At 69.7% G+C, this 15,415-nt stretch carries 17 protein-coding genes, 1 tRNA gene and 2 pseudogenes; 4 read left to right on the forward strand and 16 right to left on the reverse strand.

The annotated features are described in order from the left end of the window. Positions 1-531 (reverse strand): annotated as a pseudogene (locus ACIRPT_RS37355) (hypothetical protein); the annotation flags it as partial. Positions 532-817: 286 nt separating this feature from the next. On the opposite strand from ACIRPT_RS37355, the gene ACIRPT_RS37360 reads away from it, so the two are divergent. Both ACIRPT_RS37360 and ACIRPT_RS37365 read left to right on the forward strand, forming a co-directional pair. Continuing rightward, positions 818-2,458, forward strand: a complete 1,641-nt coding sequence (locus tag ACIRPT_RS37360) for a hypothetical protein (RefSeq protein ID WP_403835744.1) — start codon at positions 818-820, stop codon at positions 2,456-2,458. Between the two features lie 145 nt (positions 2,459-2,603). Beyond that, positions 2,604-2,675, forward strand: a tRNA-Cys gene (locus ACIRPT_RS37365). 84 nt (positions 2,676-2,759) lie between these two features. Here ACIRPT_RS37365 and ACIRPT_RS37370 read toward each other — a convergent pair. The 15 genes and pseudogenes from ACIRPT_RS37370 to ACIRPT_RS37440 form a co-directional block, all read right to left on the reverse strand. After that, a complete protein-coding gene (locus ACIRPT_RS37370; RefSeq protein WP_403835747.1) occupies positions 2,760-4,040 on the reverse strand; it encodes a tyrosine-type recombinase/integrase in 1,281 nt (426 codons plus the stop codon). A gap of 79 nt (positions 4,041-4,119) precedes the next feature. Then, complete coding sequence (locus ACIRPT_RS37375; RefSeq protein ID WP_403835750.1) at positions 4,120-4,338, reverse strand: excisionase family DNA-binding protein; 219 nt, start codon at positions 4,336-4,338, stop codon at positions 4,120-4,122. A 200-nt stretch (positions 4,339-4,538) separates the two neighbouring features. Beyond that, positions 4,539-5,708 carry a DUF3631 domain-containing protein gene (locus ACIRPT_RS37380; protein WP_403835752.1) on the reverse strand — a complete coding sequence of 390 codons (1,170 nt, stop codon included), beginning with the start codon at positions 5,706-5,708 and terminating at the stop codon, positions 4,539-4,541. A gap of 122 nt (positions 5,709-5,830) precedes the next feature. Then, positions 5,831-6,019 carry a hypothetical protein gene (locus ACIRPT_RS37385; RefSeq protein ID WP_403835754.1) on the reverse strand — a complete coding sequence of 63 codons (189 nt, stop codon included), beginning with the start codon at positions 6,017-6,019 and terminating at the stop codon, positions 5,831-5,833. Next, the gene (locus ACIRPT_RS37390; protein ID WP_403835757.1) at positions 6,016-6,906 is read right to left on the reverse strand and encodes a bifunctional DNA primase/polymerase; all 891 of its coding nucleotides are present in this window, start codon (positions 6,904-6,906) and stop codon (positions 6,016-6,018) included. The genes ACIRPT_RS37385 and ACIRPT_RS37390 overlap by 4 nt, the downstream gene beginning before the upstream one ends. An 84-nt stretch (positions 6,907-6,990) precedes the next feature. Beyond that, positions 6,991-7,260, reverse strand: a complete 270-nt coding sequence (locus tag ACIRPT_RS37395; RefSeq protein WP_403835909.1) for a hypothetical protein — start codon at positions 7,258-7,260, stop codon at positions 6,991-6,993. 19 nt (positions 7,261-7,279) lie between these two features. Continuing rightward, entirely contained in the window at positions 7,280-7,411 is a 132-nt protein-coding gene (locus ACIRPT_RS37400) for a hypothetical protein (protein WP_403835760.1), read from the reverse strand. 306 nt (positions 7,412-7,717) lie between these two features. Next, positions 7,718-9,961 carry an FtsK/SpoIIIE domain-containing protein gene (locus tag ACIRPT_RS37405; protein WP_403835911.1) on the reverse strand — a complete coding sequence of 748 codons (2,244 nt, stop codon included), beginning with the start codon at positions 9,959-9,961 and terminating at the stop codon, positions 7,718-7,720. 120 nt (positions 9,962-10,081) lie between these two features. Beyond that, entirely contained in the window at positions 10,082-10,255 is a 174-nt protein-coding gene (locus ACIRPT_RS37410) for a DUF6257 family protein (RefSeq protein ID WP_403835763.1), read from the reverse strand. A 78-nt stretch (positions 10,256-10,333) separates the two neighbouring features. Continuing rightward, positions 10,334-10,837 carry a DUF6251 family protein gene (locus ACIRPT_RS37415; RefSeq protein ID WP_403835913.1) on the reverse strand — a complete coding sequence of 168 codons (504 nt, stop codon included), beginning with the start codon at positions 10,835-10,837 and terminating at the stop codon, positions 10,334-10,336. A gap of 3 nt (positions 10,838-10,840) precedes the next feature. Then, complete coding sequence (locus ACIRPT_RS37420) at positions 10,841-11,344, reverse strand: hypothetical protein (RefSeq protein ID WP_403835765.1); 504 nt, start codon at positions 11,342-11,344, stop codon at positions 10,841-10,843. Between the two features lie 11 nt (positions 11,345-11,355). Continuing rightward, positions 11,356-11,736 (reverse strand): RRQRL motif-containing zinc-binding protein, encoded by a 381-nt coding sequence (locus tag ACIRPT_RS37425; protein WP_403835767.1) that lies wholly within the window; start codon positions 11,734-11,736, stop codon positions 11,356-11,358. After that, entirely contained in the window at positions 11,736-12,854 is a 1,119-nt protein-coding gene (locus tag ACIRPT_RS37430; protein WP_403835769.1) for a conjugal transfer protein, read from the reverse strand. Before ACIRPT_RS37430 ends, ACIRPT_RS37425 begins: the two co-directional genes overlap by 1 nt. Positions 12,855-12,904: 50 nt before the next feature. Continuing rightward, positions 12,905-13,018, reverse strand: a pseudogene (locus ACIRPT_RS37435) (integral membrane plasmid transfer protein); the annotation flags it as partial. Next, a complete protein-coding gene (locus ACIRPT_RS37440; protein WP_403835771.1) occupies positions 13,015-13,284 on the reverse strand; it encodes a DUF6284 family protein in 270 nt (89 codons plus the stop codon). The gene ACIRPT_RS37440 and the pseudogene ACIRPT_RS37435, both read right to left, overlap by 4 nt. 482 nt (positions 13,285-13,766) lie before the next feature. Between ACIRPT_RS37440 and ACIRPT_RS37445 the strand changes: the two genes are divergently transcribed. Together ACIRPT_RS37445 and ACIRPT_RS37450 are read left to right on the forward strand one after the other, a co-directional pair. Continuing rightward, positions 13,767-14,633 carry a winged helix-turn-helix domain-containing protein gene (locus ACIRPT_RS37445; RefSeq protein ID WP_403835774.1) on the forward strand — a complete coding sequence of 289 codons (867 nt, stop codon included), beginning with the start codon at positions 13,767-13,769 and terminating at the stop codon, positions 14,631-14,633. After that, positions 14,623-15,327 (forward strand): HAD family hydrolase, encoded by a 705-nt coding sequence (locus ACIRPT_RS37450; RefSeq protein WP_403835776.1) that lies wholly within the window; start codon positions 14,623-14,625, stop codon positions 15,325-15,327. The genes ACIRPT_RS37445 and ACIRPT_RS37450 overlap by 11 nt, the downstream gene beginning before the upstream one ends. Positions 15,328-15,415 lie beyond the last annotated feature (88 nt).

The following is a 15,415-nucleotide window of genomic DNA, read 5'->3' on the forward strand; positions in this document are numbered from 1 at the left end:
CCCGGGGGGAAACCCAAAAACCACCCCCCCCCCCACCGCGCCGCCACGGCCCCCCCAACCGCCCCCCCCCGCCGCCGTGTGCGCGGCCTGGGCCTGGGCCGCCAACACGGCGACGAAGGCGGCCGGGTGGGCCGGAGCGGCGGCGGCCTGGGCCGTTGCGGTCGCGATCCGGCCGCCGCCGCAGGCCACGAACAGCACGCCGCTCACGCCGACGAACGTGACGTTTCCCAGCGCGTCGGCCATCTGCAGCGAAGCGGAGTGGCTGCCCGCGTCCTCGGGCCGGGACAGCTTCAGCAGCAGGACGCCGCCGCTGGAGATGTTGAGCCCCATTCCGAAGCCGCCGAGCGTCCAGGCCGCGGCGACGATCCAGACCGGGACCCCGTCGAGCAGCGCCAGGGGGACCATGACGATGGCGGCGGCCAGGAAGGCCATGCCCAGGCCCATCAGCCGTTCGCGGTGCGGCTCGAGGTGCCGGCGGCTCTGTACGTACGAGCCGAGTGCCCAGGTCAGGCCGCCGCCGGTGAGGGAGAGCGCCCGGGTGGGGCCCCAGGTCGGGGCCCGGGTGGGGGTGGCCGGCGGTCATCCTGCCAGCGTAAGGGCCGTAGCTCGGTTGCGCCCCTGTCCGGGGACGGGGATGGGGATGGAGTCGGGCTTTGGTCCTAGTCGCGTCCGGTCGGCCGTGGCCGGAAACCGTGTGCTGCATCGGCGACCGTATGAACGCTCCATGTCAGGGCCCCTGAAGCCATGGACTCCTCTGCCCTGTCGCCTTAGCCTCGGCCGCCCTTGCCGACGGATGACGGAAGACGAAGGAACTCGTATGCAGACAAGGCTATTTGGGGCTCCTGGCGGGCGGGGCGGCAGACGCCGCGGACGGATCGGGAGGCGCGTCGGCGCGGGCCTTACCGCCCTGCTCCTCGCCCTCCCCGCCTCTCTGGCGCTCACGCCCGCCGCACAGGCGGTGCCGATACCACCCGCCCCGGGCCACCGGCTGGTCCCGCAGTACGAGGGCGCCCCGGCCACCGCCCATCCCCTGCCCGCCGACCAGGCGCCGCCGCAGCATCCGTACCTGGCGCCCAACGGGCGGGCCGGGATGCACGGCGACGGCGCGAGCAGCGACACCCATCCCTTCCCGGGGCCGCTCGGCGCCGATCCGTCCGTGACCAGCGAGAAGATGGCGGCGCTCGGCGGTGAATGCGCCACGGTCACCTTCGACCGCGACGGCCGCCTGCTGACCGTCTGCGGCACCTTCCAGGGCTTCCGGCTCAAGCTGCTGGACCCGAAGAGCCTGGCCACCCTCGCCGAGTACAAGCTGCCGCAGCGCCCGTCCACCATCGAGGCCATCACCCGCCTCGACTTCTCCAAGATCTTCAAGGACACCTCGGGCGGCGCCTACTTTTACCTCGACAACAAGGACCGGGTCGTCCTCGCCGACTCCCGCCAGCACGTCCTGCGCCTGTCCCACTCCCGGGCCGCCGACGGGTCCTGGCAGTTCACCGTCGACGACGACTGGGATCTCACCCCCTACGTCCCGCACGACTGCGTCGGCTGGACCAACCTCTACCCGCGCGGGGAATGCGACCCGGTCACCTCCGTCCAGCCCGACTGGGAAGGCCGGATCTGGTGGGTGACCCGTAAGGGCCGGATCGGCACCATCGCCCCGGAGAGCGGTGCGGTACGCACCACCCAGCTGCCCGGCGAGGAGATCCAGAACAGCTTCTCGGCGGCCGAGGACGGGGTCTCCATCGTCTCCGACCACGCCCTCTACAGCCTGCGCGCGGACGCCGACGGCACCCCGCGCGTCCAGTGGCGCCGGACCTACGACCGCGGCACGGGCGGCAAGCCCGGCTCCATCAACCAGGGCTCCGGCACCACCCCCACCCTCCTCGGCGACTCCGCCCACCCCTACGTGGCCATCACCGACAACGCCGACGACCGGATGAACGTCCTGGTCTACCGCCGCACCGGCCCGGACGCCGGCCGCCTGCTCTGCACCGTCCCGGTCTTCGGCGCCGGCGCCTCCACCACCGACAACTCACTCATCGGCTACGGCAACAGCCTCGTCGTCGAGAACAACTACGGCTACGAGAACGTCACCTCCCTGCTCCTGGGCAAGTCGGTGGTCGGCGGCATCACCAGGGTCGACATCCGGCCGGACGGCAGCGGCTGCGACACCGTCTGGGAGAGCAAGGAACGCGCCCCCTCCAGCGTCGCCAAGCTCTCCACCGCCAACGGCCTCCTCTACTACTACACAAAGGACCCCAACCGCCTGGGCATCGACGCCTGGTACCTGACCGCCGTCGACTTCCGCACCGGCCACACCCGCTTCAAGCGCCTGACCGGCACCGGACCGCTCTACGACAACAACTGGGCCCCGATCACCCTCGGCCCCGACGGCACCGCCTATATCGGCGTCTTCAACGGCCTGGTCGCCGTCCGGGACACCCCGCCGGAATCCTGAGCACCGCGGCTCCGCCTCGTGAAGGGGCCGTCCCCCCTTCATGAACCCCGCATTGCGCCGTATTGCAGCCTCATGGCGGCCCGCCCGGAACCCTTGCTCCGCCCCCGGCCCCGCACCGTACTGTCATGACACACCGCATCAACCCGGCCGTGTGCCCGAGTGGTTCAGGGGCTCGCCTGCAAAGCGAGTTACGTGGGTTCGAATCCCGCCACGGCCTCTATCCGCCTTGACCAGGCAAAACGAAAAGGGTGGCACCCCAAGCGGGGTGCCACCCTTTTGGCCGTCCGTCTCAGTTGCCGTCTCAGTTGGCCGGTACGAGGGCGCCGGCCGCGCCGTCGTCGTCATCGTCCGGCCGGTCCGTCTCGGGCTTCCAGATCAGACCGTCAACCTGCCTCGCGATGTCGACCCGTACCTCGTTGACCATGTGCTGATACCGGGCGGCCATGGCCGTAGTCGACCATCCCATGAGGCCCATGACGGCCCGCTCAGGCACACCAAGGATGAGCAGGACCGTCGCGGCCGTGTGGCGAGCGTCGTGCAAGCGCCCGTTACGCACCTTGGCCTCAGTCAGCAGAGCCTTCCACGCGGACCAATCCTCGCGGTGGGAGGGGACGCGGCCGTGCTCGTTGGGGAACACCCAACCGCCCTCCTCCCAGTGATTCCCGGCGGCTTCACGCTCGGCATCCTGCGCCACGCGATGGACCCGCAGCAGGTCTACGAGCTGTTCGGGGAGACCAACCGCCCGGCGGCCGGCCCGCGATTTGGTGGTGGACGTCTCCGGGTTGGTGCGCCGCCGCTGTGGACAGTACCCGGCGGCCTTGCGTCCGCAGGGCTTCTCGCATCCGTGGGCATACTGAGGGCGGTGACGGCTGCGGCGGACCACCAGGAATCCGCCGTCAAGGTCTACGTCCCCCCACTTCAGCCCCAGTACTTCTCCCTGCCGCAACCCGAGAGCAAGGGCAACGGCCCAACGTGCAGAGTTGCGGTGCCGATCGGCAGCCTTCAGCAGGCGCTGCACCTCTTCCACGGTGTAGGGCTCCACTTCGTACTCCCCCACCTTCGGTGCCTTGGCCAGCTCAACAGGGTTCTTGCCAAGGTGTCCGCGCCGGACGGCCTCATTCAGTGCGACCCGCAATGTGCGATGCGCCTGGTGAGCAGTCGCGGGCTTGCTGCCGTTGGCCTGCATCTTCGAGTAGAACGCCTCGATGTGCTCGGGCTTGAGCCTGTCGAGGCGGTGAGCGCCCAGGCCGGGGGTGAGGTGCTTCCGCACGGCAACGCCGTACCCAACCATCGTGTTGTCGTTGACCGCGAGGGGTGCGACATTCTCAATCCAGTGCGCCAGCCACGTCTTGACTGTCCAGGGCCGACCCGCCTTGCGGATGGTCTTGGCGTCGCGTTCCCGCTCCAGCTTCCGGACGGCCTTCGCCACCTCGGTTCGGGTCTTGCGCTCGACGTGGCGGCGGTCGGGCGTGCCGTCGTCCCGTACTCCGACGGTGACGCGGCCGTGCCATTTCCTGTCCTTGCCCAGGTAGATGGAGGATTCACCATTGGCGCGCCTGGTGCGCTTCTTGTCGTCCGCCACGGGCGGGGCTCCTTCAGGTTGTGGAGAAACGACCGGAGCGCCACCCCTGTTGTGGGGCGGCGCTCCGGTGAGGGATGCGTCAGGCCGCGCGCTGCTCAGCGCGGCGACGGGCGAGGTATGCGGCCGGCGCGTCGGCGGGGACGCGTCGGAGTCCACCAACCAACAGGGACTCCAGCTCTCCGGAATTGATGAGCCGGTAGCAGACGGTGCGACCGACCTGGAGGCGGCGGGCGGCTTCTTCGACCTTCAGCAGCACCAGGGTTGTGTCGACAACTTCAGCGAGTTGAGTCGTGTCCATTCGCGCGACGCTCCTTCGTTGCACGGCAGGGACAGGGGCGGAGCTCCCGCCCCCTTCCGGGAAGTCCGCTACTTCCGCTACCGCCGCTACCTCGCAGGTCAGGGGCCTGTTTGAGGTAGCGGGAAGGGGTAGCGGTAGCGGATGGGTAGCGGCTAGGTAGCGGACTGGAATGCCGATTGCCGCTACCCTGTTGTTGCTGGTCAGACGGTGTTTTCCGTGCCGGGTAGCGGAGGTAGCGGACTTTCTGGGGGTGGGGGGCAGTAGCGGGCCCACGCGTCCAGGAGATCGGCGACGTAGTAGCCCTTGAGGACGCTCCCGGCGGTCTTGATGTTGCGAGAGGCGATGGGCTCGTTGTCGGCCGTCATGTACTCCGCGAGCATCTTGGACAGGCGGCGGTTGTCGAGCGGCTTGCCGTGGAGGTCCGCCCAGGGGGCGTCGTCCAGGGCGTTGAGCCGGTCCAGGATCGCGACCGTCGGAAGCCTGTCGATGCCGACCATGACGTGGTCCCGCAGGTCGGTCAGCAGCCGCACCCCGAGACTGCCTTTGTCGTTGGCCTTGGACGCGGTGACCAGTGCCACGCAGGCTTCGCGGGCCCGGTCGGGCCAGTCCCCGCCGGCGGCGTCCGCGATGGCGAGCAGCGGTTCCCACACGTCCGCCGGCCGGTCGGTGACGCCGTCGGGCATCGCCGGCCACACGTCCATGACCCGCTCACTGACCTGCTCTGCCCATGCGGCGAGCCGGTCGCGCAGGGCGAACCCTTCCTTCTCGTGGATGCGGGTGCGGTAGGGCTCGATCTCCTCGTTGTGTGCCCTGCGGCGCATGCGGATGTTGACGGAACGGTCTCGGATCGTGTCAGGCAGAGAGCCGAGCCCGGCCACGGCTACAGCAGCGTAGGAGTGGAATGCCTGCACTGTCTGGTTGGCGCCGTCGCCCACGCAGCGGAACATCGGCCGATTGCGGCGGTGTCCTGCGTTGATGAATCCACGGAGCTGCTCGTTCTCCCCGGCCTTGGGGCCGAAGATGGTGTCGATTTCGTCGAAGAGGATCGTAGGCCGCTTGCCGTCGACCCCGGCCACCGCGCGGAAGAGCGCCGCGGCGGACGCGTCGACAGCGGCCATCGGGTTGGGCACGAGCGTCTCCACGATTTCCAACGCCCTCGACTTCCCGGACCCCGGTTCGGGGGACAGGAAGGCCAGGCGCGGGGTGGACTCGAAGCAGTCGAGCAGGTGCGCGTGCGCGTCCCACAGGACCACGGCCACATAGGCGGCCTCGTGCGGGAAGACGTTGAAGCGTCGGTGGAAGGTTTCCACCTCATCGAGCAGCGCCGCACCGTCCACGGTCGCGCCGGTCTGCTGCTGGGAGCTGGTCATGCAGCGTTCCTCCTGTTCGTCTCGGGGGCGCGGTGCGGGCAGTTGCCCACGCTGGCGCGGCTGGTCAGTTCGGTGACGGCACGGCGGCCGCGGGCGCGTTCGTAGTGGCCGCAGGCACACAGTCAGTCGGCTACGGGGAGCTGGCCCCGGCCCAGCCCGCGCACGACGAAACCGGGCTGGATGCCGGTCACCGTGACCATCTGCGGGTCAGGGCGAAGAGCTGAAAGGGCGCCTTCGGCGACGACTTTCGGCGCCCCACTCCCGGCGGGGGTGCGGACCAGTTTGGCGGGGCTGATGCGGCGTGTGGTCACGCTGCCCTCCCTGTGCCGCTGTTGAGGCCGCGGATGACGGCGCGTCGGGCATAGGACTCCGGGACACCGACGGAGACGGCTGCGTCGACGATGCGCTCAGCGAGGGTGGTAAGGCCGCAGGGGCCGGGGCAATCGGCGTGCTGAGCGGCCAAGAAGGATGCGACGCCGTACGCCTGAGACCCGGCGCCGGATGTGGTCCGGGCCTGAATCCGTTCGACGCCGCGCAGAAGGCCGGTGAGGACGAAGTTCTCGGTGTGGCGGCATCCGGTGGCGCTGGCGCGGTCGACGGTGAGGCGCGTGGAGATGGAAGAGACCACCGCCGGGCGCGGGGTGGTCTCTTCTCCTTCGACCAGGGCGCGGACCGCCGTCGGGAGTTCCGTCATAGTGCCGATGCCGGGACCAAGCCAGCGGGCGTAGGACATGCGCGATTTGATGTCCACGCCGGGGCGTACGCGGTTGGCGGACTGCATGGAGCGGCAGTAGATCCAGTGCTCGCCCCGGGTCGTGCGGACGGTCCGGGTGGGCGGCAGGCTCGCTCGGGCCCATTCGACGGCGGCGGCGTCGTCCAGGTCCACCACGGTGAGTCCCGCGCCGCCGGGGTGGTAGGCGACGGCGACAGCGTCACGCCAGGCCCGCGACCAGGCCGGGGAGGTGAGGACGGCCTGGTCCGGAGTTGCTGCGGCCCAAGCGTGGCAAGGCGCCGGGCACTGGCAGGGGCCGGCGGCCTTCATGTGGGGACGGTCGCCGCAGGCGCTCCCCGAGCATGCCGGGCAGTTGGCGAAGGGCCGCTTGCCGCGTCGCAGGGGGAGGGCCGGGACGCCACGGGCGGCCAGGTCCAGGGCGATCCGCAGCTCGCGGGGTCGTCGGATCGGGGCAGGTTGAGTCATGCTGGAGACCTCCACAGGTCTGTAAGGGACTGGAGACCAGGGCGGCCCGAGGCTTTGGCGAGACGCGGGCCGCCCTAGCCATGGCTAGAAGGGCGGTTCGTTGCAGAGGCAGTTGGGGGTGCAGCGGTGCCGCCGGGACAAGCGGGGCAGGGGTACCAGGAGCCAGCGGCGCTTGTGGTTCCAGCAGATGCACGGCTCCCAGCGGGAACCGGCGTATTCGCCGGTCTCGGGGTGGCCGTATTCGTGCTCATTGCCGCCGTCGCCCGCGCAGTAGCGGCAGTCGGGGCGGGGCGTGTCGGTGAGGATGAGGGCCGGTCGGGGCCAGGTGGCGCGCTGGATCCGCAGGCGCAGCAGTGTGGTCATCGGGCTCTCCCTACTCGCAGGTGCAGTCGGTGTACTGGTTGGCGCCGGTGGCGCCGCAGCCGCAGCAGTGCGCGTAGGGGTAGGGCTCGCTGTCGTCGGTGGGGGCGCAGAGTTCGCAGTCGATGAAGTCGTCGTCGTACACGGGTCTCCTTGGCGGCGAGGCGGGCGCGGGCCCACCGGGTTGGGGCTGCATTCGATGGCGACGCGGCCGACCGCGCCGACCATGTCTTTACTTTGCGTAACCGACGGGGAGGAGAGAGGAGAGAGGCCGTAGGGCTGAAAACCTGGCTTGTGGGGCCCTGCTGGAGAGGTGCCTCCATCAGGGCCACCAGGTCCATCGAGGCGGCTTTTCCGCAGTTGAGAGCGGATGGAGGTGAGTGGTGGACCGTCTGGTGGAGTTCTCCATCAGATTCCGGCGCCTCCACCACTCGCCTCCATCGGTGAACGACTACTCTGCGTCGCTCTCGGTGGCGTCTTCGCGTGCTTCGATGGCCGTCTCGATGCGGGCACGGGAGACGCACACCACGCCGGTCTTGCCGTTGTCGGCCCGTGTCGCCTTCGGCTCAGCGCCTGCCTCGCGCAGCATTCGCGTGAGGTCGTGCAGCTCCCAGCTGCCATACGCATGCGGGTGCTTGCTAATGAGCCGGCGCAGAACCTCCTGGGTCTGGATGCGCTTCCCGTCGCCCAGCGCTTCGAGCACGTTGGCCAGATGGTCGACGTCCTCTGCGGGCTCCGCGGCGGTCTGCGTCTGGACGCCGGCCCGGCGTGCCTTTGCCCGCTCGGCGATCTCCTTGGCCGGGTCGATGTCGATGAAGTGCGTGCGCACGGTCACCGACGACTGGCCGGGGGTGAGCTTGATTCCGTCGCCCGCCACCACCAGCGTGCCCTTGTCGAGACCCTGGCGGAGTTTGTGCGGGGCGGCGCCGCCCGCCAGGGCCTGCGCCCCGACGGCCATCTCGGCCTGCGACTCGGTGCCGACGACGAGCGAGGCCCGGATGTGGTTGCCCTCGCGGGACCGCTTCGGGAGGTTCTCGTTGGTGGGGTCCTGCGTGCCCTCCCAGGTCGTGACGCTCACGGCCCGTCCCTGGTCGTGGATCTTTTTGATGGCCTGGAAGTACCGACTGTCGGCTTTCGATCCCCCGTAGGGCGCGCCGTACTTGACCGTCCCGTTGTCCGCGACGTACGTCTCCCTGGCGCCGGAGCCGTAGGCGACCTGGGCCTCATCGATGATGAGCACCAGGGGATCGAACCGCGGGTCAGCCAGGATCTTGTCTTGTGACCAGCCCTTGCGGGTCAGCTCGTTCATGAGCGCGATCCGGCGCCCCATCTCCTCGACGCCCTCCTCGGCCATCTGTGTGGCAGCGATGACGTGTTCATCCGTCGGCCCCTCGATGAGTACCTCGGCCAGTCCCCGGAACATCGACCAGTCACCGACGCCCTTGAGGTCCGCGAGGCGGAACTTCACCCGAGGATCAAAGGCAAGCCACAGAGCCAGGGCCCGCAGGGACGCGGTTTTGCCCTGGTTGGACAGACCCGTGATGAGCATGTGCCGCTGGAACAGCGAAATCAGCGCCGTGTCGCCGCGCAGGTCCTGACCCCACGGGGCACGGCCCGACTTGTAATCGGCCGTCACATCCGGGTCTGTGACCAGCGGCGACGGGCCGATCGGCTCATCCAGGGCACCGGAGTCGGCGATCCACATGCGCACGGTGCGGGGCGCCGGCGGAATGCTCATGTGCAGCTCGTGTTCGTGCCGGTTCATGTTCTCGGCGAGCTTGCGGCGCTTGCCCAGGATCTCTTCGGTGGACACCCCGGACGGGGAGGTGACGTCGACCTCGACGCCGCAGCCCGCCAGGCGGATCGGCCCGAGCATTCCGGCGGCTCCGTCTGCCATCTCCTTGATGGCTTTCTTCAGGGCGGGGATTCCCAGGTCGGACAGGGCTTTGACCACGATCGACGGGGTGATCGGGACGTCGTCCACCGTGTCGGGGGCGGGCCGGGCCCAGGCAGGCGCCGTCTCGTTCTTGTGGCCAGCGCGCCACAGATGCGAGAGACCGGCCACGAGCGCCAGCCCCAGGGCCGGGCCCCACGCGATCCCCACGAACCAGCACAGCGCCTGTACTGCGTCGATCGCGGCCAGCGTCGGAGCCACCACGTCATGCAGCTCGTGGTCGTGGATCGCCATGCAGATCCCGACCAGCAGCAGGACGCCTTCAGCCGCGGCCGTGCCGATCGCGGCGGACCTGGCCATCGTCGGCACCTTGTGGACCAGCTCAATGCGCCGCTCGTGCCGCTCGCGGCGGAACCGGTCGGCCCGGTCCTGCCATTCGGCCGCCGCCGCGTGATCCCCGGCGGCCAGCGCCATCGCGCGCATCCGGTGGTGCACGGCGACGGTCCGCCCCTCCCAGCCCCTCTTGGCGACAACTCCGGCGCCGCCGATGAAGTAGCCACCATGGCGCACCACCATCCCGACAGCGTCACGGGTGCGCTCGTGCGTGGCCAGCGCGTGCACCCGGCGAACCGTCAGCCGGGTACGGCCGGAGGTGGGCGGAGCGCCATCGGCGGTGGGCTGCTGCGGTTGATGCGGGACGGCGTCGACGGTCGGGGCGGGGGCGGGGGCGGTGGTGTCTTTGGCGAGGTCGACGGTGTCACGGCGGGCTCGGTGCCGGTCGAGGTGGTGAACGGTTCCCATCTGCGGTTCTTCCGCGGCGGGTTCGGTCATGATGGTGTCTCCTGTCACGCATCTGGTAGTGCAGAGCAGGGCCCGGGGCGGCCGGTTCGCCTGGCAGCCATCGGCCGCCCCGGGGCGAATTCACGCGTCCTTCTCGGCCCGCTTGGCGGCGCCGTCCAGGACGCGGTTGAACTTGCGCTTGAGGTCACCGAGGTAGACGTCCTCGCCTGCCAGCGAGCGCTTGCACATGCGGGCGCCCAGGCAGGCGAGCTTGGCCTTCTCGGTGGTGGTGAGCTTGGGCTCGTGCTGGGCCATGTCGGCTCCTGTCCGGGCCGGGACTGTCCCGGCTCCCCACCGCGCCCGGCCAGTGGGCCGGGCGCGTCTGGGCAGCCGTCAGCGGCGCTTACGAGCCCTGGCGACGTTCTTCGCGGCAGCCTTGGCGTCCTCGCTGCCGGCCGCCTTCACGACGGTCCCCACACCCCATGCGGCGGCGACGAGGGCCAGGGCGAGGAAGGCGAGGGGCAGGGCCGCGGAGGCCAGCACAGTGACGACCATCGGGCCGAGGAAGACACCGGCAACCACCGCGCCGCCACCGGCGCCGGCGGCGAGCGTGACGCGCTGCAGGGTGCGGTCGGGCGGGGCCTGGTGGATGTGCTGGACGATGATCTGCCGACCGTCGTCGTAGGCGGCCGGGCCGGGCAGGGGCTGCGGCTGGTAGACGGGCAGGGAGGGGTCCTGCCGCGGAACGGGGAGCTGGTTATCGAACTGGTAGCGGCGCGGGGGCATGGTCAGTCCTTCCTGCGGTTGCCTGGAACATGGAGGTCTCCCTCGTCGCTCCGGGGCCGGGGCTGTCCCGGCTCCCCGCCCGCCCCGGCGCTTGCCGGGGCGGACAGGCAGCCGTCAGACCGCGAAGAGATCAAGGGATCGGCGCTCGCAGGCGCGGGTTCCGCAAAGCTGCGGGTTGTCCTCGGAGCCAAGGCAGGCGCCCAGTTCGATGTCGTCCCACAGCCGGTGCTCGATGCGGGCGCCGCAGGCGGTGCACGGCTGGTGCAGCGTCATGACCAAGCCGCCGTCGGCGTCCGGTTCGGTGTAGTGGAGGTAGGTGCTGCCACCGAGGTAGGCGACGGCCGACGGCGGCACCAAGTCCCTGAAGGCACGGTCGATGCCGGGGTAGCCACGCCACATCTCCAGGCTCACCACGCGAGCGAGCGTCTCGGGGAAGACGGTCGTGACCATCTCCTGAGCGTCACGCTCGGCCGCGGTCCGCATCTTCTCCTCGGCGGCCTTGAGGGCAGCTTCCCGCACCTCCTCCTCCGCCTTCAGGAAGCGAATGCGCACCTCGCGCTGTTCGGCCGCGAGCGTGGCCAGTTCGGGCAGAATGCGGGGACTGTTGTTGCTGGTCACTGTGTCTCCTGTCAGGCAGCTGGGCTGGTGGTTGTGTCGTTGCAGGGCACGCACATGCCGAGGGAGCGCGGGATGCAGTACCCGGCGTCCGTGCGGCAGGCGGGGCAGACGCGGCGGGCCGCCAGAGCCTTTGCCAGGGCGGCCCGCTTACCGGCCGTCATGGGACGGACGGGCTTGGCCTGGTCGATGCGGTAGAGGTGGGCCGTCAGCGGCTCCCGGCGCCGCCGGGGGCGCAGGAGCTGAGCGGCTACGTCCTGTCCGCCGGGCCGCAGTCCGCGGGCCCGTAGCTGGCGGCGGGTGGCGTAGCCGTCGGGGGCGAGCTTCCACGGGTAGGTGGGGAGGCCGAACCGTTCGCCCGTGGGGTCGAAGCAGTCGGCCAGGCTCAGCCGCATCACGCGGCCTCAGCGCGTTCGGCTCGCAGGATCTCGCGCAGTTCCCGGGCCTTGGCCGGGGCGGTGTGCACCGCCCGGCGGATCGCCTCGGCCGTCAGCGCCTCGACCGGCCAATCCGCGGTTGCCGACCGTGCCTCGGCGAGCAGCTGCTCGGGGGTCCGGTTCGGTCGGGGCGATCGGGCCGACTGGGGCACCCGACCGGTCACCCGGCGCGGCTTCGACTCGGCGGCTGCCACCGCCGTGACCGGTCGACCGGCCGACTCGACTACCGGCGCGGGGTCGGGGGTGGCCAGGGTCGATTCCGCCTCGATCGACACGACAGGTTCGGGGGTCGATTCCTCCAGCTCAGCCGTAGACCGAATTGCGTTGCTCTCGGTCGATTCCTCCGTATTTGCTGCAGGGGTCGCTGTGCTCTCCAGCTCCGGCCGGACGGCGCCAAACGGCAGCGCCCGGGGCGCGTTCTCCGTGGTCTCGCGGGTGACGGAGAACATGTCGCCGAGAGCGGCGTTGGCGCCGTCGGTGACCCGATCGCGCTGGACGTCCAGCAGACGGGCACCCAGGGCGGTATCGCCGGCGCCGACCTTCCGGGCGAGCTTCCACGAGGCGCGCTCCGACTTGCGCTGGACCTTTGCGTCGGGGTGGTTGGCGGCGCAGGCCCGGTGGTAGGCCAGCGCCTGGACGACGGCGGCGGCTTTGCGCTCCGCCTCGGCGTCCCGGCCGTCCTGGTGGACGACGATGCGGCGGGCCAGGAACGCCATGCCTTCGGCCGCCACGCACATGCCCATCGGAGTCACGGCGTAGATGACGGTGCGGCCCGGATCGTCGGCAGCCATGGCCGCCATCGCGGAGGCGGCGGCCGGCAGGGCCCACAGGCCCGCCCGGACCACCAGCGGTGAAGCCTGACCCAGCATCGTCAATCCGAGCAGCACCAGCGCCAGCACGGCGGTCGCCCCCTCGCCGGCGGCCACCGCGCCCAGTGCGGTGCCGGTGCCGTAGGCGCGGCTGATGTTGCTGAAGGTCCCCACTCCACCGGCCACGCCGGTGGCGAGCATCGGCACGAACGCGGCCGTCAGGACGAGCCGTTGGGCCCGGCTCAGGGGCTGGTGGGTGGTCCTCACGATGCACCGACCCAGGCGATCACCGCAGCCACGACCAGCAGGGCGCCGGCCGCCAGCATCGCGCCGGTGAACGCCAGCAGCAGGCTGGCTTTGGTGTCGGTGCGGGCCAGCTCGGCCTTGATCTCCGCGTGCGCGGCGGTCAGTGCGGTGTCCTGGTAGCTCACGCCCCCACCCCCGGCGCGATCGCCGTGGCGGACAGGTTCGCCAGCTCGCGCCGGGCGGCGAGCACCTTGCGTCGGGCCCGGCGGATGCGCCGGGCGTCCAGCTCGGACGGCCGACGGTCCAGGACCATGATCTGCGCAACGAGCAGCTCATCCTGCGCGGTGATGAGTGGCATCTCCGCGTCGATCGCATCCAGCTCCGCGGTCGTCGGCTCGCGGTCGAAATCAGCGGCGGTAACGACCGCCTGAACAGGAACGATGTACCTCATTGGGTCGTGCTCCTCTCACAGTGGAACGGCCCGTCAGCGGCTCCGGTGGGCAAACACCGGAGCCGCGCGCCGTTGTGGACCCAGTGGATTCCGGCTCCCCTCAGCCCCACCCGTACAGGCCCGCGCTTAACGCGGCCCGGACGGGCAGGGGAGGCAACCGGCCGCAGCGCGTGACGCGCTGCGAAAGGGCTGAAGTGGTGCGCGATCTCGCATCCGCGCGGCCGTCACTTATGGGGGAGACGGCTCAGAGGCCCGCACGCTGTTCAGTTCTCAAGCAACGACCGCTTCCTTTCGACCCGTGTCACGGGGCCGTCCGGGCGACGCAGATCACGCGTTTGTGCAGGCCAAACAAGGCCGCCCCATCCTGACCAACTTGGCTAGCCTGGTTGGGATGAGTACAACGTAGCCAGCCTGGCTAGTCACGTCAACACCTGACTAGCCTGGCTGTCCTGATCAAGGGGGGAGGACGTAGCATCAGGGGCATGACTTTCACGCCCGAACCTCTGGATCCGGACGACGACCGGCCGCCGTATGAGCAGGTGGCGAGCAGTCTTGGCGCCGCCATTCGGACCAGGAAGCTAGGCCCCGGGGCTAAGCTCCCGTCGCACAACAAGCTGACCGAGCTGTACGGATTCGCCCGCGCCACGATCCAGCGGGCGCTCCGTGACCTGGAAGACGAAGGCCTCGTCGTATCCCGCAAGGGCAGCGGCGTGTACGTCCGCAACCGCACCGAACGGCCGGCCGGTCTCCGCCCATACGTTGAGCAGGCGTTTGCCAGCTCGGAGGTCTCGATCGACTTCGCCGGGTTCTCCAGCGAGACACTGCACAGTGCGCTTCAGGAGCCCATCGACAAGATCCGCGTCGGCCGGCTGACACCGTCGAGCATCGACATCCGCATCCTGGTGCCGGACATGTCGGTGCCCCACGCGGCGCCCGTGCGTCGCGAAGACGGGGCGGACGACCCGCGCCTACGCCGTCGCATGCACGAGATGATGGTCGGCTTCACCCGAAGCATCACCAACTCCATCCACGAGCTAAGCGTTCTCGGGCTGGTGGCGGAAACCAACGTGAGCGTGAGGGTCCACGGCGGCACGCAATTCTTCAAGCTGTACGTGATCAACAAGGAAGACGCATTCTTCGGGTACTACCCCATCCGGCCCAACAAGGTGGTGGCTGAGGGAGAGGCCATAGAGATCTACGACCTGGTGGGAGCGGACGCCACGTTGTTCCACTACTCCGTGAACGAGGGGGAGTCGTCGAGTGGGGCTCAGCAGGTCGAGCAGGCCCGCATGTGGTTTGACAGCGTCTGGAACACCATCGGAAGGGACGTCGACCCTGATGGGAAGTAGCAAGCTCGCCGAGATCGCCGGAGCCACCAACGGCGTCCTGTTCGACTTCGACGGGCCGATCTGCGACGTATTCGCGGGGCGGCCCGCCCCCGGTGTCGCGCGGGAACTCACGGAGGTTGTCACCCAGCACGACGCGACGCTTGGCGGCAAGGCGCATGGTGTCGACGACCCAATGGAGATCCTGCGTCTTGCGGACCAAGGCGGCGAGCCAGTCATCCGGGCAATCGAAGAATCACTGACCAAAGCCGAAGTGTCGGCGGTCAAGGTCGCGGGGCCGCCCGTCCCCGGCGCGGTCGCCGCTCTCGAAGCGGCGCACTCATCCGGGCGAAAGGTCGCCATTGTCAGCAACAATTCCACTGCCTGCGTACGAGCGTTCCTGATGCTGCACGGCCTTCGCCACCTGGTACATGAGGTCATTGGACGCGCCGCCTACCGGCCGGATCTGATGAAGCCCGACCCCCACTCGCTGCTGCTCGCCGCCGCACAACTTCGCGTACACCCCCACAACTGCACACTCATCGGGGACTCAGTGACAGACGTCGAAGCTGCTCGTGCCGCTGGAGCAATGTCCATCGGCTTCGCCAACAAGTCGCACAAGGGCGTCGCCTTGGCTGAGGCGGGGGCCAATGCAGTGGTCACCGACATGACCACTGTGGCCGACGCTCTGGCATCGAGCCCCAAGCCGCGTGCTTAGGGCGGACTGACTTGCCTGGTCAGTGACCTCGGCACCGTCTCAGTTTCCGTCTCATTCACCGCCGTTCGATGCCGTTCACGAGGGTTCA

This window comes from Streptomyces sp. NPDC101227, assembly GCF_044767545.1.
Classification (GTDB): domain Bacteria; phylum Actinomycetota; class Actinomycetes; order Streptomycetales; family Streptomycetaceae; genus Streptomyces.